Here is a 19,091-nt window from a genome sequence, read left to right on the forward strand (position 1 = left end):
CACCCCTTTGCCCATTAACGAAACTTAATGCCGACGATGGCCGGATTGTGGCGGATTCTCCTCTCGGTCGAGTAATTTAGACTTCTCTGATATAATGGATTTCAAGGCCGCCGGTCCTATGACATGAGCGCCAGGCATTCGGACCTCCAAGAAAAGACACGACTCGATCGCTTGCCTGCGCGACCGGCATTCGGATTTCGTTCGCCACCGGCGGTGGCTGGACAATCCACCGGTTCGCTTCACAATGGCAACAAAAGCGAGGAGCGTAAGGGAGGAACGAATGCTGGGGCTGATGCAGGAATGGCCGCTTCTTTGCCATAAGCTTATCGACAACGCAGAGCGGCAGCATGGCGCGCGAGAGATCGTATCGCGCTCGATCGAAGGTCCGATCGTGCGCACAACCTACGCCAGCATCCATCGTCGCGCCCTGAAGGTCTCCCAGCGCCTGGAGCGTGACGGCTATCGGCTGGGCGACCGCATTGCGACGCTGGCCTGGAACACGGCGCGCCACATCGAGGCCTGGTATGGCATCATGGGCATCGGCGCGATCTATCACACGCTCAACCCGCGGCTGTTTCCCGAGCAGATCGTCTGGATCATGAACCATGCCGAAGACAAGGCGGTCTTTGTCGACCTGACTTTCCTCCCTTTGCTCGAGAAGATCGCCGGCGCGGTCAAGTCCCTGAAACAGGTGATCGTGCTGGCCGACAGGGCGCATCTGCCGCAGACCATGCTGCCCAACGTCGTCGCCTACGAGGAATGGCTCGACGAGGCCGATGGCGATTTCGCCTGGAAGAGCTTCGACGAAGGCACCGCCGCCGGCATGTGCTATACGTCTGGAACCACTGGCGATCCAAAGGGCGTCGTCTACAGTCACCGCTCGAATGTCCTGCACGCCATGATCGCCGCCATGCCCGACGCGATGGGCCTGTCTTCGCGCGACACGATCCTGCCGGTGGTTCCGATGTTCCACGCCAATGCCTGGGGCCTTGGCCAGAGCGCACCGATGATCGGCGCCAAGCTTGTCATGCCGGGCTGCAAGATGGACGGCGCCTCCATCTATGAATTGCTCGACACCGAGAAAGTAACCTTCAGTGCCGCCGTGCCGACCGTGTGGATGATGCTGCTGCAATATCTGGAGGAGACCGGCAGGAAGCTGCCCTACCTCAACAAGGTTGTCATCGGCGGCTCGTCATGCCCACGCATCATCACCAAGAAATTCCAGGACAATTACGATGTCCAGGTCGTCCACGCCTGGGGCATGACCGAAATGTCGCCGCTCGGCACACTGTGTACGCTGAAGCCGGACTATGCAGGCCTTAAGGGTGACGCCCGGCTCGATGTCCAGGGCAAGCAGGGTTACCCGCCCTTCGGCGTCGAGATGAAGGTGACGGACGACGAAGGCAACGCGCTGCCTTGGGACGGCAAGACATTCGGGCGGCTGAAGGTGCGCGGCCCCGCGGTGGCCAGCGCCTACTACGGCGGCGCCGGCTCGGAGCAGTTCGACGAGGATGGCTGGTTCGATACCGGGGATGTCGCCCACATCGACGCTGGCGGCTATATGCAGATCACCGATCGCGCCAAGGACGTCATCAAGTCCGGCGGCGAATGGATTTCGACCATCGACCTGGAGAATCTGGCCGTCGGCCATCCCGATGTCGCCGAGGCAGCCGCCATTGGCGTCCCTCATTCGAAATGGGGCGAGCGGCCTTTGCTGGTGGTTGTCCGCAAGCCGGGGAAGGAACCGACCAAAACCGATATCCTTGGTTTTCTCGACGGTAAGGTGGCCAAATGGTGGATGCCCGACGACGTCGCCTTCGTCGGCGAAATTCCGCACACCGCCACCGGCAAGATCCAGAAGATCACCTTGCGCCAGCAATTCAGGGACTACCGCTTGCCGACGGATTGACGCGATATTGCGTGTCTCGGCCTGATGCGGTCGTAAAAGGACAGTGCAGCGACGTGCACCTTTCCGGCAGGGCACGATAGCATTTCCAACTGGCGCACGATCCTCCTCGAAAATCGATTCCGATTTTGGTGGCCATGCGCTAAGTCTTCTTCGGCTTGGGATGACGCAGAGAAACATGGTCAGCATTTCGGAACGGCAAACGTCGAAGGCTGCCGGATGGTCGCGGCGCACCGCTGCTTTTTCGGCGGTGCTTTTGCTGACCGTGTTCGTCGGCCATTATTTCAACCTCGTTGAAACGCCGGTGTTCCTGTGGGTGTTGGCTATCGTCGCGCTGTTGGCGGCGCTGGCGCTGCTGTTCGCCGGATTTGCCTTCTCGAGGGTGTGGAATTTTGGCGACTATGGCGGCCGCGACATCACGGTCGGCGTCTTGCTGGCAGTGCTGGTGCTGACCCCCTATGGCATCGCCGCCTATTGGGCGACAATCTTTCCGCCGCTCAGGGATATTTCGACCGATTTCGACGAACCGCCGGCACTCGACGTCACCGGTCGCACGAAGGACATGAACGTGCTCTCGCCGCCGACGCCCGGCGAGCAGCGGTTGCAGACCGACAGCTATCCGCTTGTCACCGCGCGCAGCTACGACCTGCCGTTCGAGACCGTCGTCACTGCCGTTGAAACCGTGCTCGACCGCCGCAATTGGGATCTTACCGGACCCTATCCCGAACTCGCCGGGCAAAGCGACGTGACGATTACCGCTGTCGCCAGGAGCTTCGTGTTGGGCCTCCCCGCAGACGTGGCAATTCGCATCACGGACGACGGGGATACGGTTCTCGTCGACATGCGGTCGGCTTCCCGCTACGGCCGCTACGACCTCGGCGACAACGCTGCGCGCATCACCGACTTTCTGGCGGAGTTGGACCAGGAAGTCGCCGGCCAGGTCGGCGCGGCTCCGGCCGAATAGATGCTCGGGCCTAAGGGGCTGGCCTAAAAATGCCGTCTATGGCCGGCGCGGCGTCTGTCGCGACCAGGCCGCGCGCCACCAGATCCTCCAGATGGGCAAGCACCGACAACCCGGCGGCGCCATGCAGCCGCGGGTCGGTATCCCTGTAGATCGCCTTGACCATGTCTGCGATCGTGCGGTCGCCCGCGCGGATCCGCTCAAATATGGCCCGTTCGCGCATTTTGCGATGGGTCTTCAACCCGCGCATGAAGCCACGCGGTGCCGTCACCGGCCCGCCGTGGCCGGGCAGCAGCAGGCGGTCGCCGCGTTCGATCAGCCGGTCCAGCGAGGCCATGTAGTCCGCCATCGCCCCGTCCGGCGGCGCGACGATGGAGGTCGCCCACGCCATGACGTGGTCGGCCGAAAACAGGATGCCGGTGCCCTCCAGCGCGAATGCCGCGTGGTTGGCGGTATGGCCGGGGGTCAGGACCGTGCGGATTGCCCAGCCGTCGCCGGCGACCAGCGCGCCGTCCGGCAGCGCGAGATCGGGAACGAAAGCGGTATCGGCGCTGGCATCGAGCGCGTTGATCTCGCCAATATGCAATGGCCTTGCCGGCCGGTGCGGCCCTTCCGCCATCACCTGGGCTCCGGTCTCCTGCTTCAGCCGTGCCGCCAGCGGGGAATGGTCGCGATGCGTGTGGCTGACGAAGATGTGGCTGACCGGCCTGCCGGCGATGACGTCGAGCAAGGTGCGAAGGTGAGCTTCGTCATCCGGCCCCGGATCGATCACTGCCAGCGTATCGCGTCCGACGATGTAGCTGTTGGTGCCGTGAAAGGTGAAGGGACTTGGATTTCGGGCCGTGACGCGCTGCACGTCGGGCGCGACGCTGACGCCCCCGCCGTAGCAGGGATCGAAGCTGGTATCGAATTCGAGGGCCATGACGGTGTCGATGCCTGTTGCGGGAATGGCAAAACCGATTGCCGCATAGCACGCAAGCCAATATAGGAAAACGCAAGACCGCGATCATCGGATGGCGGCACTCGGATGGGGAAGACCATGGCAACTGCAACGACGATGCGCCCGCTTGTTTCTCTGGCTCTGCCGCAAGATGGCGCGGCGCGGCTGGCAACGCAGTTCTTCCTGGCGATAGCCGGGACATTGCTCCTGACCCTGTCGGCCAAGACCAAGGTGGTTCTGGGGCCAGTCGATATTTCGATGCAGACGCTCGCCGTCCTGCTGATCGGGGCCGCTTTCGGCCTGCGGCTCGGCGTCGCCACCCTGCTGCTCTATATGGCCGAGGGCGCGATGGGCTTCCCGGTCTTCCAGAGCACGCCGGAAAAGGGAATTGGCATTGCCTACATGCTCGGCTCGACCGGCGGCTATCTCGCCGGCTTCGTGGTCATGGCGGCGATTGCCGGCTGGGCCGCCGATCGCGGCTGGGATCGCCATCCGATCAAGCTTTTCAACGCGATGCTGGTTGCCGAGTTCGTCATGATGGCCATGGGTTTTGCCTGGCTGGCGATGCTCATCGGTCCGGAAAAATCCTGGCAGTTCGGGGTCGTGCCGTTCATCGTCGGTGATCTGATCAAGGTTGCCCTGGCCGCAAGCCTGGTGCCCGCCGTCTGGTCGCTGCTGAAGCGCAACTGAACTAGCGATCCACTGAGACATTCCGGGGAAGAACCTGGTTCATCCAGGTCGGACGGATGTGACTGGGAGGTCTTGGCCAAGCAGCCAGCCAGTCACCAGAGATACGAACATCCATTTACCTTCATGCGTCCAGACATTCTCGATGGCGGGCAGTAAGCCAATTTATTAGCGATAGCTTTTGAACCGCATTCAGCGACGCGATTGATAAAAAATCCTGCCGATTGCTACAGTGTAAATAGATACTTGCTGGTATCGTTACAGTGTCGTAGCTCTTGATCTTCGACTGAGTCGAACAGCCAGTAGCGAGAGGCCCGATTCCGCTTTGCGAATGAACGGCCAAGCCAAGCGCATTATTGCAATGGCAATCGCCGACATGGCAGCTTCGAGGGGGGAAGAAGTTGAATGTCGCAACATCAACTCTTGTCGGAAGCCGGCACTTCCTGTTCAGAATTCGCTTTCAACTTATTGGCGGACTGACGTTCGCGATCGTCGCGCCGGCCCTCATCCGGATCGCCTTCAAACCCGATGCGGTCTACGTCGCCAATCTCCAGGTAACCGTCGCTGCCGCGGTCATTGCGCATGTAGCAGGCTTCCTTGCCTATCGGCGTATCGGGAATTTCCCCGGCGTGGCCGCTGCCAGCTACATCCTGCCGACATTTGTGCTGTCCTACGGGCTTGTTTTCCTGACTATTTTCTTTTTTCGTTTCGAGTACAGCCGGTTTCAGGCGGCTGCCAGCTTCACCCAGTCCACGCTCTGGTATTTTGGCCTGAGCATCATAACGCGGCATCTCGAACCGTACCGGCTGGTCGTCATTCCCGGCGGGAACGTAGAGCGCCTAAGGACACTGCCGGGAGTGCATTGGTTCTGGATCACTTCGCCTGGCACCGTCATCGAACGGGCGAATGGCGTGGTTGTCGATCTGCGGGCCGACCTTGACGCCGAATGGGAACGATACATCGCGGACCGGGCCCTTTCGGGCACGCCGGTCTACCACGTCAAGCAGGTCAGCGAATCGCTGACCGGCCGCGTCGAGATCGAACACCTGTCGGAAAACACGCTCGGCTCGCTCAATCCGAACCAGGCCTATCTCAAGATCAAGCAGGCAATCGACTGGATCTCCGCGCTTGTCATGGTCGTGGCTCTTTCACCTTTCGTGGTGTTGATCGCGCTGCTGATCCGGCTGGACTCGGAGGGCCCGGTGCTGTTTCGCCAGCCCCGCATTGGCTACAGGGGCCGGATCTACACGGTCTACAAGTTTCGTTCGATGAGGCAGCAAGCCGGCATTGGCAGCGACAAGGACAAGGCGATCACGAAACGTGACGACGATCGCATCACCCGGATAGGGCGTTTTTTACGCAAGTTCAGGATCGACGAGCTGCCGCAGGCCATCAACATCCTGCGCGGCGAAATGAGCTGGATCGGGCCACGGCCCGAGGCTGTCGTCCTGTCGCACTGGTATGAGGCGGAATTGCCGTTCTATCGCTACCGGCACATCGTCAGGCCAGGTGTGAGCGGGTGGGCGCAAGTAAACCAGGGGCATGTTGCGGCGGTCGACGATGTGATGGAGAAATTACACTACGATTTTTACTACATAAAGAACTTCTCGCCTTGGCTTGATGTTCTCATCACCCTCAGAACCATCAAGACGATGATTACCGGCCATGGTGCGCGATAGCGGAGGCCGTGGCTGATTAAGGCTTGCCGGACAGGAAGCAAATGGACCTCGGCTCCAGGAAAATAGCTGTCATCGGGCTTGGCTATGTGGGTTTGCCGCTGGCGGTGGCCCTCGGAGCGATCAGGGACGTCGTCGGCTTCGACATCAGCCAATCGCGCGTGGATGCGCTGAGGCGTGGCGAGGATCACACGCTTGAGGCCAGCAGAGATGAAATCGATGCCGCCACGCGGCTGCGGTTCACCAGCGACAAGGCCGATCTGCGGGATTGCGGAGTTTTCATCGTCACTGTCCCCACTCCGATCGACAGGGCCAACCGGCCGGACCTGAAGCCCCTTGTCATGGCGTCCGCCACGGTCGGCGAGGTGATCTCCCCCGGTGCGGTGGTAATCTTTGAATCGACCGTCTATCCCGGCTGTACGCAAGAGGTGTGTGCTCCGCTGATCGAGAAACATTCGGGGCTGCGCTACAACGAAGACTTCTTCCTGGGCTACAGCCCTGAGCGCATCAACCCCGGCGACCGCGAGCACCGGCTTCAGACGATCGTCAAGGTGACCAGCGGCTCCACGCCGGAGGTGGCGGACGCCATCGACGCCCTCTATGCCTCGATCATTCCCGCCGGCACGCATCGTGCATCGAGCATCGCGGTCGCCGAGGCAGCCAAGGTCATCGAGAACACGCAACGCGATCTCAATATCGCCTTGATGAACGAATTGTCGCTGATCTTCGGCAAACTGGGCATCGACACGTCGGAGGTGCTGGAAGCGGCCGGCACCAAATGGAATTTCCTGCGCTTCAGCCCTGGTCTCGTCGGCGGCCACTGCATAGGCGTCGATCCCTATTATCTGACCCACAAGGCTCAAGAACTCGGCTATCATCCCGAGGTGATTCTTGCCGGTCGCCGCATCAACGACGGCATGGGCCGGCATGCAGCGGACCAGACGGCCCGCCTTATGATGCGCAAGGGCATACCTGTCGTTGGCAGCCGGATTCTGGTCATGGGCGCGGCCTTCAAGGAAAACTGTCCGGACCTGAGAAACTCCAAGGTCGCCGACATTGTCGCGCAGCTGAGGCAGTACAATGCCGGCATCGATATCTGGGATCCTTGGGTCGATGCGCAGGAATGCGCGCGCGCCTTTGGCGTAACGAGCGTTAAAGAGATGCCCGCCGCGCGTTACGATGGCGTTGTCGTCGCCGTGGGGCACGGGCAGTTTCACACCCTGGGCGTTGCCGGTCTTCGGGCGCTTTGCAAGGACCCTAGCGTCGTCTACGACATCAAGGGTCTGTTCCCCAGGGATGTTACGGACGGGCGGTTCTGATGAAGGTTCTGGTCACCGGCGCTGCCGGCTTCATAGGCTATCACGTCGCCAGGCGGCTGCTCGAACGCGGCGACGAGGTCGTCGGCATAGACAGCATCAACGACTACTATGATCCGCAGATCAAGCAGGCGCGGCTGCGGCTTCTGGCCGAAGCAAGCCGCAACACCAATGCGGGCTACCATTTCATCCACGGTAATCTCGCAGAGCGAAACGTGGTGGACGGCTGCTTTGCCGATCACGCCTTCGACAGGGTGATCCATCTCGCCGCCCAGGCCGGCGTCCGCTACAGCCTTGAAAACCCGCACGCCTATGTCGAGAGCAACATTATCGCCTACGCCAACATGCTGGAGGCCTGCCGCAACAGCCGTGTCGGCCACCTGACCTATGCCAGCACGTCGAGCGTCTATGGCGCCAATACCGACATGCCGTTTTCCGAGCATCGCCCGGCCGACCATCCGCTGCAGTTCTACGCCGCAACCAAGCGCGCCAACGAGCTGATGGCGCACAGCTACAGCCACCTGTTCGGGCTGCCGACCACGGGCTTGCGTTTCTTCACAGTGTACGGCCCTTGGGGGCGTCCCGACATGGCGCTGTTCCTGTTCACCAGGAACATCCTGGCCGGCGAGCCGATCAAGCTGTTCAACAACGGCAACCACACACGCGACTTCACCTACGTCGAAGACATCGCCGAAGGCGTGATCCGCACCAGCGACAGCCCCGCCGCGGCTAACTCCGCCTGGGATTCCGGTCATCCGGATCCTGCGACGAGCAGCGCGCCTTGGCGCATTTTCAACATCGGCAACAACAACCCGGTGAAGCTGACCGCCTATGTCGAGGCGCTTGAAAACGCGCTTGGCCGCAAGGCCATCGTGGAGCTCTTGCCGCTGCAGGCCGGCGACGTGCCTGACACTTTCGCCGATACTTCGGCGCTGCAGGCGGCGGTCGGCTATCGTCCCGGCACGTCCGTGACGGAGGGCGTCGGGCGGTTCGTCGAATGGTACCAGGCCTATTTTGAGCGGAGGTAGGGGGAGGTCACGTGTTGTCCACGAAATCGATGACGGGATAGCGTCTTTGCTGCGGGGTTTTGTTCGCACGAACGTGGCGGTCTCAGAGTGTCTGGACCGAGCCTTGCCGCTACGGCTGCGCGTGGATGGCAACCACGCCTTTGCTGCGGAAATCGCACCGGTGCTCTTTACACCTAACGCACTGGTCTATGATCTGGGCGGAGGAGCAAGGCCGCTTGTAAGCCTAGCCGAGAAGCGTCGTCTGGGGCTGGTTGTCGTCGGGGTGGACCGCGATGCCAAGGAACTGTCGAAGGCTCCGGGCGAGATCTATGACGAGCGGATCGAGGCGGATCTTACCTCGTTCAGGGGGAAGGGAGATGCCGATCTGGTCATATGCCAGGCCACTCTGGAGCACGTCCGCGACGGCGAAGGCGCATTTCGCGGCATTGCCAGCTGCGTAAGGCCGGGCGGCACGGTCGCCATTTTCTCGCCTTCACGCAACGCCGTTTTCGCCAGGCTCAATCGGGTCTTGCCCGAGGCGATCAAGCGTCGCCTGCTGTTTGCGGTCTATCCGGACAAGGGCAGGGGGCACGACGGCTTCCCAGCCTTCTATGACAGATGCCTGCCGAGCGAGGTGGAAAGGATCGCAGCGCAAAATGGCCTGGAACTCGTCCAGCGTCATCTGTTCTGGAGGAGTTCATACTTCTACGCTTTCGTGCCGGCCTTCCTTGTCTGGCGCCTCTGGCTAGGTCTCTCGGCTCTTCTCATCGGGAAGGATGCGGCTGAAACCTACGCCTATGTCTTTCGGCGAAGACATTGATCACCCGAAGATATTCTCCGCTTTCGTGGACCCGAGTGCGACGGCTGTCTCCCCGGTATCCGGGTGGAGCATCGCTCATCGCGCACGGTCAGGCGCAAGCAAAAAAGCTTTCGCCGTGACCGGCCAGGAAAGGTGGCGAACCGAGTGACGTGCACGCGCCAAGACAAGAGATCGCCAGGCAGCCCAGACGCTCGGATTGCTATCTTCATTCCCTCTCTTCGTGCTGGCGGCACCGAGCGGGCAATGCTCACCCTGGCCAGCGAATTTGGCCGGCGCGGCTTGCCGATCGATCTGGTGCTTGGGTGTGCGACGGGCGAGTATCTCGCTTTGGTTCCGAAGACGATAAGGATACAGGACCTCCGAGCCTCGCGGTTGCTGTTTTCCGTATTGGCTTTGATCCGGTATTTGAGGCGGGAGCAGCCGCGGGTGATGCTGACGGCGTTACCCCATGCAAATATCGTTGGCATCGTCTCGTCCATGCTCTCGCTGCGCCGGACACCGATCGTGATATCGGAAAGGAGCAATCTTTCCAGGACCGTCGCTGATACGAAGCTGGTTCGTGAGAAGTTCCTGCCATTCCTCATGCGGCTGACCTATGGTCGTGCCGACACGATCATCACTGTATCGCATGGCGTCGCGGAAGACCTGATCCAGAGCATCGGGGTCCACCGGAGTTCCGTCAAAACGATCTACAATCCGCTGGACATCAAACATGTTGAAGAGCAGGCGGATGAACCGCTCGATCACCCCTTCGCGGTCGAGGATGGCAGGATCTTGCTGGTGGCCGTTGGGCGGCTTGATTTCGCAAAAGACCATGCCACGCTCATAAGCAGCTTCGCGCGGATTGCGACGAAGAGGGCCGTCAAATTGGCCATTGTCGGGGAAGGACCGCTGCGGGGATCGCTTCAAACCCTGATCGACGAACTCGAGCTGAATTCTTCGGTCGCTCTGGTCGGCTTTTCGAAGAATCCGTATCCGTGGATGCGGCGGGCAGCGTTGTTTCTTCAATCCTCCCGCAGGGAGGGATTTCCAAACACGATCATCGAAGCAATGGCTTGCGGGACCAACGTGGTGAGCACCAACTGCGAAAGCGGTCCGGCCGAGATTCTGGAGGACGGCAAGTGGGGGCGTCTCGCCGCGGTCGGAGATGCCCAGGGTTTTGCGGCAGAAGTGATGGCCGCCCTTGATGAAGCTGATCCTCCGGACGTCAGGCGTCGGGCGCGGGATTTCAGTGTCGAGAAGGTGGCCGACGCCTACCTGCTCGCGATGGGTGTCGATCCCACGAACGCCGTGGGGAAGGAGCGGTCGTATTAAGATCCTGCACGTCATCACCGGACTTGAGAACGGCGGCGCCGAGGCAGCGCTATACCGCCTGTGCACGGCCGAGCGCAGCCATTCCCATTTTGTCGTCTCGCTTTCGGGTGACGGAAAATATGGCCCGTTGCTTCGCGCGGCCAAAATACCGCTCGCCTGCCTGGCGATGCCAAAGGGAAGGTTGAGTCTCAAGGGGCTCGCCTCGCTCAGGCGCGTGTTCTCGACCTATCGGCCGGACGTGGTTCAGTGCTGGATGTATCACGCCAACCTCGTCGGAGGCGTCCTGGCGCGGCTTGGCGGCATCAGCCCGGTTCTTTGGGGGATGCACAATTGCGGACTGGATCCGCGGGCGGCCTCCTTTACGACCAGGACAGTGGACAGGATATGCGCTCTCATATCCGGTATCATCCCGGCTCGGATTGTCAGTTGCTCGCAAAATGCATCGCGGTGCCACATCCATGCAGGATATTCGAGCTCGAACTGGACGATCATACCGAATGGCTACGATCTGGCCGTGTTCGAGCCGGACGACCGGGCGCGCGCGCGGCTCCGTCGGGATTGGTCGATAGGTGATGGCCAGTTCGTTATCGGAAACGTCGCTCGCTGGCATCCCGACAAGGACCACCAGAATCTCTTCGCTGCCCTGTCCAGGCTGTCGATGCACAAGAGCCTTCCCTTCAAATGTGTTCTTGCCGGCCCGGGTATGACGGCTGAAAACACTGCGCTTGCCGTGCTGTTGGAGCGCTATGATGTTCGCCACAAGGTGAAGCTTCTCGGGCCGAGCGACGACATTGCCGGTTTGATGAATGCATTCGACATTCATGTGCTGGCCTCCAGCAGCGAAGCCTTTCCGAACGTGGTTGCCGAGGCGATGGCATGCGGCACGCCATGCGTGGGAACGGACGTCGGGGACATCGCGATGCTTGTCGGCAACACGGGATTGATCGTTCCGCCGCGGAACCCTGACGCGTTATCGCGTTCCATCGAGATCATGGCTTCGGAAATCCAGGATACCCGGTCTTGGGCGAGCAGGCGGCAAGCATGTCGCGACCGCATCGCTGCGGATTTCTCGCTTGAGCGGATGGCGCACTCGTATGGCTTGCTGTGGGAGAAATCGTCCCTGAGCCGCTAAGGGGTGAGAACAATTCGAATATTCAGATGGCGATGGAACGAAAGTGAAGCACCTCAAACGAGATTATTTTGTTTCACCATTTGCGCTCACGCCGCAAATGTTGTTGCTTTTGTCGAGCTTGGTCTACTTTGTGCCATTCGTCACCGGGGGATTTCAGTATGTTGATGTCGGCAGAAGGAAGTATGATTTCATATATCACGCGGGCACTGGATATGCCATTGCGCTTTCTCTTTCTTGCATTGCTGCCGCGATGCTGGTCTTCATGCCAAGGCGTCAAGATTTCGAAGTCGAAGGCGACGTTCGGGGAGAGTCGATCGTAATAATTGTGATGCTGGTGGTGTTCGGTGGGATTTCGATAGCAAATCCGGCACTTTTTTCGGCCTCAAAGGCCGATGTTTTGTCATCTACCGGGCGGATCCAGTATGTATTTTACAACAGCTGCATCATCGGCATGGTGTTCGGAGCCCTGTCGGGGTGGAAGAAATCCAGGCTGGTCATCATCTTGAGCTGCCTGGGACTGATGCTTACGCTCTATATCGGGCATCGCTCTTCGGTTGCGATCGCGATTTTAGCTTGTTTGTACATAAGGTACAGGAACATTTCCCTGCTTTTGATTAGGAAAAGATACATAATTGGAGGAATTGGCGCATTCTTTTTTCTTGCAGTGTACAAGGCAGTATATGCCGCAATAAAAGCAGGAAATTTTGAACTTGTAGGTCAGAAAATACAATTCGACCAATTGTCCGATTCCGCTCTCGTGGGGTTGGAGCAGTTCGTGACATTGGCTCACCTGGATCTGGTCGTGAAATATGACTACACCTTGCCGTGCTCGAATCTTTGGCTGGTGCCTCTTTCTCTGTTTCCGTTCTCGGATACGGTCTTTGGCAAGGACGGATGCACCTACAACGAGCAGGTTCAGCCGTTCCTATTTCCGGGTTACAGTGGTGGCGTCGCTGCAAACATCTGGGCGGAGTTCTTTGCCAATTTCGGGTATGCCGGATTTCCGCTGCTCGTTGTCATTCTGTCGCTCGTGTGTGTTGCCGTCGAGGCGATAATCCGCAATGTGCGCAGCGCGACGCTCAAGGCCGGGCTGATCGTGGCCATCGTCCATCTCACATTCTACATCCAGCGCAAGGAGCTGCTTGGCGCCTTCATCTCCGCCAAGCGAGCCGTTCTCGTTGCGCTTTTCATTTTTGGCTTGGTTTATGTGCACCGGAAGTGTTTTCCACCGGCCTCCGCCGAGGTGATGGCGCAGGGGGCGCGGGCCTTGCGCCGAGACAATGGCTGAGGACGTGACGGCGGTCGCCAAGCCTTCCGGATGGATGCGCGCGCGGCGGGTTGCCCGCGACGTTACGTTTACGACGTCCGCAAGCGGAGTGGCCGCGTTGTGCTCCATCCTTGCACTGGCGCTCAACGCACGGTCGCTTGGTCCGGGGAATTTTGGCACACTCGCCGTAATTCAGGCCTATGTGGCGTTCGTTTCCGGCCTATGCACGTTCGAGAGCTGGCAGCTAGTGATCAGGCTGTGCGCGAGGTCGCCTTTGCGTCTGGGACCGGCGGCATCTTGCGGAATTGCCCTCGATGTTTCAGCCGCCCTTCTCGCCACGGTCCTGGCGATAGGCGGGATCTTGCTGTTTGGAGAAGCTGTTGGCGTGTCGCGGGATAATCGCCTTCTGGCGATTATCTACAGCCTCACCTTGTTGGCGAGTCTTTCGGGTACGCCGAAAGGTGTGCTTCGGCTGAACGGCCGGTACCACGTCATTGCCGGCAATCAACTCATGCAAGGGTTGCCGTGGTGGTTGCCTCTCTCGTCCTTTGGATCCTCGATGCCTCATTGCCGGATTATGTAATCGTGCTGGCAGCGGTCGGCGCATTCTACAACCTGACGCTGTTCGTTCGCATGCTGCTCTATGCCAGGCAGGAGCACATCGAACTGCTCAACCCGCTTCGCTCCCGGTCCAAACGCCGTTTCTTCTGGGCGTTTCTTGCCATGGCCACGGGGACCAGTCTGCTCTCGACGCTTGTGAGCGCCAGGCGGCATCTCGCATTGTTCCTTGTCGCGGGCCTGCTGGGAGAGGTCGCCGCGGGCTCCTATTCGCTCGCATCGCGCCTGGCGACGATGGTTTCCCGGCTGACCGGTCCCTTGAACCAGGTGATCTTTCCCGAAATCGCGAAACTGTCCAGGCAAGAGCCTCCTTCTCGTCTATACCGCTTGAACGCCCGCACCACCGTGGTTTCGGCATGCGCTGCCACCGGCATGGCAGTCGTGGGGGTGCTGCTGCAAAACCCCATCGTCCTTCTGGCTGGCGGTTCGGCCTACGCCGAAGCTTCGCTGCTCTTTGCCATTTTGTTCGCGGCCGAATGCTTCGGCCTCGCTGGAATGCATCTCAATCCGTTGATCCAGGTCCTGGCCGGCACGAAGCCGCTTTTGAAAATCACGGCGCTGGCGATCGCCATCTATGTTCCGCTTTGCCTGGCTTTGTCCGGATGGATCGGAATTTCAGGCATCGCCTGGGCCGGCTTGCTCGTATCGGCGGCGGTCTATGCGGCGATGATGGTGGTTTCGCACTTATTGTTGAAAAGGCGGATCCGCCTGGCGGAAGATATCTGAAGGCTGATGTTTTGAGATACTTGTTTTGCCTGCCAAGATACCACACCAATGCGGTACCTTGGGTTCGCATTCTCACTTCGGCGGGGCACCATGTTGCGGTCGACGTAGTCGAAACGAGCGTCACGGAGAATCACGCTCTTGTTTCTCCCAACGTGATGGCTCCATCCGCGCTGTCCCGGATGATCATGCGTCGGCGCTCGAGCAACATTCCGAATTCGCCTTTTTCCTTTCCCGGCGTCTTTTCCTACTGGAAGCGTTTGCAGGCCGAAGACCCCGACGTGGTGATCATCCGCGGAGTGACGCGATGGTTTTGCAGGGTCGCGGCACTCTGTTCAATTCTGCAAGGGCGCAGGCTGGTCATCTACGACCAGGAGGACGCCAAGCCCAGCGCATGGAGTGGCACATGGGTTCGAAGAGCCGTCTTTCATGGCCTAGGCATCCCGCATTTCACCTCACGGCTTTCGCCAAATCTTGGCCCGGCCAAGCTCGGCGATGCCATGTCCCTGCCATTCGGGAGCCCTTTCGAGCCGGCCCGGACTGAAGGCCTGGAAAGCAGGCCATTGCAGTGGCCGCCTCGAATCCTGATGGTGGCAAAATACCGGGAGCGCAAGGGGCACAGTTTGCTTCTGAGGGCGTTGTCCGCGATTTCATCCATGCCCTTCTCCCTGACATTCTGCGGCGAGGAGGCAACGAACGCCGACACGGCTTTCTGTCAGGCCTTGCGGCGCGAGGCTCAGGCGCTTGGCGTGGCGGACAGGCTTCGGTTTCAAAACAACATTGCGCATGACGACATGATCTCGGTCTTTTCCGGTCATGATCTCTTGATACTGCCCTCGCGGGCTGAACCCGCGGCGGTGTCTCCCATCGAGGCGGCCTGGGCGGGATGTGCCGTGCTGATGTCGCGAGACAGCGGCACGAGGTACTACATGCCCGAGGGGGCAGCTTTCGATTTCAACCCCGACGATCCGCAAGACATCGCACGCGCGGTCGCGAGGCTGATCGCTCGGCCACAGGATCTGGGGCCTGCAAGGGACGCCTGCTTCGCCCGCATCTCATCGCTCGCCAGTGACGACGAGATCTTGCGGCTGTTCGAGACCTTTGGGCCGGGCAGGGCACGACTGCATACAAGACGGTGAGCGAAACGGCATTGGGGAGGCGGGGACGATGCTTGGGATCGGAAGAAAGATAATCATCTCCATCAACACGTCCTGGAATGTCGTCAATTTCCGCAAAGGCCTCATCGAGGCGCTGCAAGGGCGGGGCTATGAAGTGGTGGTTGCGGCGCCCAGGGACGAGTATTCGCGCCTGATCCCGCCGATGGGCTGCCGGTATGTCGAAATCGAGATGGATAATTCCGGCACCTCGCCGTTTCGCGACATGGTGCTTCTGTGGCGCTACTGGCGCCTGCTGCGCCGCGAGAGGCCGCTGGCGTTTGTCGGCTTCACCATCAAGCCCAACGTGTTCGGATCGCTGGCGGCAAACCTCAATGGCATCCCGGTCATAAACAATGTTTCAGGGCTAGGCACGGTTTTCGTCCGTGGCGGCCTTCTCCAGAAAATTGCCAAGGTCCTGTACCGGCTGGCGCTGGCCCGTTCGAAAATAGTCTTCTTTCAGAATGACGACGACAGGATGCTGTTCGTCAGCGAGCGCCTAGTCCGCAAGGAACTGACCGCGCTGCTGCCGGGCTCCGGGGTCGACCTTATTCGCTTCTCTCCGGCGCCCCGCCAAAGCCAATCGTCCGGCGCGATCGTCTTTCTGCTGGTGGCCAGGCTTCTCTGGGACAAGGGCGTGGGCGAGTTCGTCGAGGCAGCTCGTCAGATGCGCCGCAACATGCCCGGCGCGCGCTTCCAGCTTCTTGGATTCCTCGATGTCGAGAACCGCACAGCGGTCAGCCGTGCGCAGGTCGAGCGATGGGCAGGCGAAGGCCTGGTCGAGTATCTCGGAACCACCGACGACGTCCGTCCCTTCCTGGACGCGGCCGATTGCGTCGTCTTGCCCTCCTACAGGGAAGGAACGCCGCGCTCGCTGCTGGAAGCAGCCGCGATGGGCAAGCCGCTGATCGCGTCAGATGTGCCCGGCTGCAGGGAGGTGGTGGACCACGGCGTCAACGGCCTGCTGTGCAAGGTGAAAGACGCAGGCGACCTGGCAAGCAAGATGCTCGAATTCGCAACGATGGACGCCGCATCCAGGAACAGGATGGGCATGGAGAGCCGAAGCAAAGTGGAGCGGCAGTTTTCGGAACGGATCGTCATAGAGTGCTACATGACGCAGATAGGGAAGCTCAATGCCTCGCCAGGCGATGAACCGGCCGGCGTGTAGTTGAACGCGGTTGAAGTTCGAGCCGAGGAGATCAGGCATTCAAGCAGGCGCTAAGCTTGTCTTGCTGCATTGCAGATCGGGACTCGGCTTTCGAGGGGGCTCGGCTTTGATCAAGTTGGGCTCGGTGTAATCAGGATGAAAAGGGAACCGTAATTTCTCTTTGGAGGGCCAGACATCCATCGCCGACAGCTCGGGATTATTTATGCGTAATTGCTAAAATGGCGCGTTGTTCAGGTCAAACTTCTCCGCATCGTGCGACACGGGTTGGAATTGTGGCAAAAAAATGTTAGGCGCTGATGTCACCACCTTTTGATCTGGCATATCCGGGATGATTTGAAGGAAGGCGAAACGGATGAATGTCATCATTAGAACCGCAGTGAGCGCGTTGGTTGCCGCGAGCGGTTTCACTTCGGTTTCATCTTTCGCCCAGGACGTATCCTGCAGCTGCGCTGCCGCCTATCGCGGCCCGGCGAGTGCGATTGGATCCATTCGTTCCGCCGATGGCGAGGTGATGGTCTCGCAGTCGGTCGGCTATGGTCCTGCAAAGGCGGGGAGCACTCTCGGCCTTGGCAGTCGGGTGGTAGTCGGTACCAAGGGTTCGGCATCCGTACTTGTTGGCGGCTGCAACATGAATGTACCGGCGAATTCCAGTCTGGATGTTTCACGCGTGGGCGGCAACATCTGTCTGAAACTCGTGGGTTCAGAACGGACGGCGGCCATCCAGCCGTCCGGTGGCACAAGTGGGTTTGGCCTGCCCGAAGGGATTTTCGCCGGTGCGCTTGTCACCAGCGGTGTGTTGGCGGCGACGCAGGATGACGACAAAGCGGTCAGTCGCTGAGGGGCGGACCACCGTGAGTGCTGGTGAGTTCTTTGAGTGTTGTTGATCGAAGGGGTGCGTAAGCGATCCGTTCCGGGGGCGGGTCGTTGGTTCGAAGGGGGGTAGAAATGACCGGGCGTCATCGGGTTGGGGTTGTCTTCGCTTTTATCACGCTCGCCGGGGGAGGTGCCTGGTTTACAGCGTCCGATGCTGTTGCCCAGTCGGCACAGACATGTTCGTGCCTGGCCGCTGCGCCCGTGTCTGGCATTGTCGGCCAGTTCACCCAAGTCCGGGGTGATGTGCAGATGTCGCAGGCCGGCGGTTACGCCGGGGTGGGCGCGGGAGCGCCGATTTATCCAGGCGCGCGCATCATGACCGGGCCGCAAGCATCGGCTTCTTTGGCCATCGGCGCCAATTGCGCGCTTGATGTTCCGGCCAACGCGACCGTCAGCATCAATCCGGTGCAAGGCGGTATGTGCGTCTCGCTTGATGCGCAGGAAGCTGCTACCGGACCTGCCAATTCCGGACCTGGCATTTTGCCGGTGCTGTTGGGCGCCGGCGCGGTTGGTGGCGGCGCCGCACTGGCTATTGGACTACAGGATGACGACGACGCAGTCAGCCGCTAGGCAAGGTCTGGTCTCGCCGGTTTGCGCAAGCTCGGGCGCGATAGTGCAGAACCAGTTGCTCACGCCATCGGAAAAACGAGCGAAGAAGCCGGGAGCCAGCTGTGCGGGCCATTTCGATGGGCCGCCAAAGCTGTTCAAAAGTGGGGCTCTGTGATGGGCATTCTCGATCTCGGGGGAAGTGGCGTGGAGATGCCGGCATTGCTTGTACTGCTCGCCCTCTCTGCTTGCGCGAGCAGTTCATCATCGTCCACGAGCTCTGTCGATGCGCTGCAGCCGACATCGTCCTCAACGGCGCTTGCCGGGGGCGGCGCGCTACAGATGGTGAAGGATCTGCCGGCACCGCAGAATACACAAAACGGCAGCGAGCAGCCGCTGTCTGCCAACGATGTACTCGAAGTCAGCGTATTCCAGGTCGACAACCTGAACAGGACGGTTCAGGTGGACGCCGGCGGCCAGATTTCCCTTCCGCTTATCGGGACGATGACAGCGGCCGGCAAGACGGTCCGCCAGCTCGAAAAGGATATCGAGACAGCCTATGGCGCAAAATATCTGCAATCGCCGGATGTGACGATTTTCGTCAAGGAATCGATAGGCCAGCGCATCACGGTCGACGGTGAGGTCAACAGGGCCGGCATCTATCCGGTGTCCAGCAGCGCCTCCTTGCTGGATGCGATCGCCCTTGCCGGAGGCTTCAACGCCATCGGCGATGCCGGCAAGGTCTTCGTCTACCGCAATGTCGGTCAAAACAAGCTGGTCGCAAACTACAATGTCGAGGAAATCCGCGCCGGCAAGAATCGCAACCCGCGCATCTATGGCGGCGACGTGGTCGTGGTTTTCGCTTCGAAGTCGAAAATCGCAATGAACAATTTGAAGGATGCCCTGGGCCTCGCGTCGAGCGCGGCCCGAATTGCGGTCATTCCGTAAGGGAGGCCTGGCCGGCCAGGGTACGGACAACCAGG

At 60.2% G+C, this 19,091-nt stretch carries 18 protein-coding genes; 17 read left to right on the forward strand and 1 reads right to left on the reverse strand.

The window, feature by feature from the left end:
• Positions 1–280: 280 nt before the first annotated feature.
• A complete protein-coding gene (locus FJ942_RS02275) occupies positions 281–1,909 on the forward strand; it encodes a fatty-acid--CoA ligase (RefSeq protein WP_140494909.1) in 1,629 nt (542 codons plus the stop codon).
• A 175-nt stretch (positions 1,910–2,084) separates the two neighbouring features.
• Positions 2,085–2,870: a DUF1499 domain-containing protein gene (locus tag FJ942_RS02280; protein WP_140494907.1), complete on the forward strand. Its 786-nt coding sequence runs from the start codon at positions 2,085–2,087 to the stop codon at positions 2,868–2,870.
• Positions 2,871–2,880: 10 nt separating this feature from the next.
• On the opposite strand, the gene FJ942_RS02285 is transcribed toward FJ942_RS02280, so the two are convergent.
• The gene (locus tag FJ942_RS02285; protein ID WP_140494904.1) at positions 2,881–3,789 is read right to left on the reverse strand and encodes an MBL fold metallo-hydrolase; all 909 of its coding nucleotides are present in this window, start codon (positions 3,787–3,789) and stop codon (positions 2,881–2,883) included.
• A gap of 117 nt (positions 3,790–3,906) precedes the next feature.
• Between FJ942_RS02285 and FJ942_RS02290 the strand changes: the two genes are divergently transcribed.
• From FJ942_RS02290 to FJ942_RS02355, 15 genes are all read left to right on the forward strand, one after another.
• Positions 3,907–4,497, forward strand: coding sequence for a biotin transporter BioY (locus FJ942_RS02290; protein WP_140494902.1), 591 nt, complete (start codon positions 3,907–3,909; stop codon positions 4,495–4,497).
• 398 nt (positions 4,498–4,895) lie between these two features.
• On the forward strand, positions 4,896–6,173 hold the full coding sequence (locus FJ942_RS02295) for a sugar transferase (RefSeq protein WP_140520791.1): 1,278 nt from the start codon (positions 4,896–4,898) through the stop codon (positions 6,171–6,173).
• 41 nt (positions 6,174–6,214) lie between these two features.
• A complete protein-coding gene (locus FJ942_RS02300; protein ID WP_140494898.1) occupies positions 6,215–7,489 on the forward strand; it encodes a nucleotide sugar dehydrogenase in 1,275 nt (424 codons plus the stop codon).
• Positions 7,489–8,514: an NAD-dependent epimerase gene (locus tag FJ942_RS02305; RefSeq protein WP_140494896.1), complete on the forward strand. Its 1,026-nt coding sequence runs from the start codon at positions 7,489–7,491 to the stop codon at positions 8,512–8,514. Before FJ942_RS02300 ends, FJ942_RS02305 begins: the two co-directional genes overlap by 1 nt.
• Before the next feature lie 103 nt (positions 8,515–8,617).
• Positions 8,618–9,313, forward strand: coding sequence for a methyltransferase domain-containing protein (locus FJ942_RS02310; RefSeq protein WP_181168414.1), 696 nt, complete (start codon positions 8,618–8,620; stop codon positions 9,311–9,313).
• A gap of 144 nt (positions 9,314–9,457) precedes the next feature.
• A complete protein-coding gene (locus FJ942_RS02315; protein WP_224684500.1) occupies positions 9,458–10,627 on the forward strand; it encodes a glycosyltransferase in 1,170 nt (389 codons plus the stop codon).
• A complete protein-coding gene (locus FJ942_RS02320) occupies positions 10,584–11,759 on the forward strand; it encodes a glycosyltransferase (RefSeq protein WP_181169781.1) in 1,176 nt (391 codons plus the stop codon). Before FJ942_RS02315 ends, FJ942_RS02320 begins: the two co-directional genes overlap by 44 nt.
• Positions 11,760–11,802: 43 nt before the next feature.
• Positions 11,803–13,047 carry a hypothetical protein gene (locus tag FJ942_RS02325; RefSeq protein ID WP_140514859.1) on the forward strand — a complete coding sequence of 415 codons (1,245 nt, stop codon included), beginning with the start codon at positions 11,803–11,805 and terminating at the stop codon, positions 13,045–13,047.
• A complete protein-coding gene (locus FJ942_RS02330; RefSeq protein WP_140897156.1) occupies positions 13,040–13,609 on the forward strand; it encodes a hypothetical protein in 570 nt (189 codons plus the stop codon). The genes FJ942_RS02325 and FJ942_RS02330 overlap by 8 nt, the downstream gene beginning before the upstream one ends.
• Positions 13,594–14,370 carry an oligosaccharide flippase family protein gene (locus tag FJ942_RS28755; RefSeq protein WP_246679635.1) on the forward strand — a complete coding sequence of 259 codons (777 nt, stop codon included), beginning with the start codon at positions 13,594–13,596 and terminating at the stop codon, positions 14,368–14,370. Before FJ942_RS02330 ends, FJ942_RS28755 begins: the two co-directional genes overlap by 16 nt.
• Before the next feature lie 497 nt (positions 14,371–14,867).
• Positions 14,868–15,506: a glycosyltransferase family 4 protein gene (locus FJ942_RS28760; RefSeq protein WP_281405957.1), complete on the forward strand. Its 639-nt coding sequence runs from the start codon at positions 14,868–14,870 to the stop codon at positions 15,504–15,506.
• A 28-nt stretch (positions 15,507–15,534) separates the two neighbouring features.
• Positions 15,535–16,689, forward strand: a complete 1,155-nt coding sequence (locus FJ942_RS02340; protein ID WP_140878887.1) for a glycosyltransferase family 4 protein — start codon at positions 15,535–15,537, stop codon at positions 16,687–16,689.
• A 352-nt stretch (positions 16,690–17,041) separates the two neighbouring features.
• Complete coding sequence (locus FJ942_RS02345; RefSeq protein WP_140514866.1) at positions 17,042–17,527, forward strand: hypothetical protein; 486 nt, start codon at positions 17,042–17,044, stop codon at positions 17,525–17,527.
• 107 nt (positions 17,528–17,634) lie between these two features.
• Complete coding sequence (locus FJ942_RS02350) at positions 17,635–18,132, forward strand: hypothetical protein (protein ID WP_140494878.1); 498 nt, start codon at positions 17,635–17,637, stop codon at positions 18,130–18,132.
• A 21-nt stretch (positions 18,133–18,153) separates the two neighbouring features.
• Complete coding sequence (locus tag FJ942_RS02355; protein ID WP_246679636.1) at positions 18,154–19,056, forward strand: polysaccharide biosynthesis/export family protein; 903 nt, start codon at positions 18,154–18,156, stop codon at positions 19,054–19,056.
• Positions 19,057–19,091: the final 35 nt, after the last annotated feature.

The organism is Mesorhizobium sp. B2-4-2 (assembly GCF_006442845.1).
Classification (GTDB): Bacteria; Pseudomonadota; Alphaproteobacteria; order Rhizobiales; family Rhizobiaceae; genus Mesorhizobium.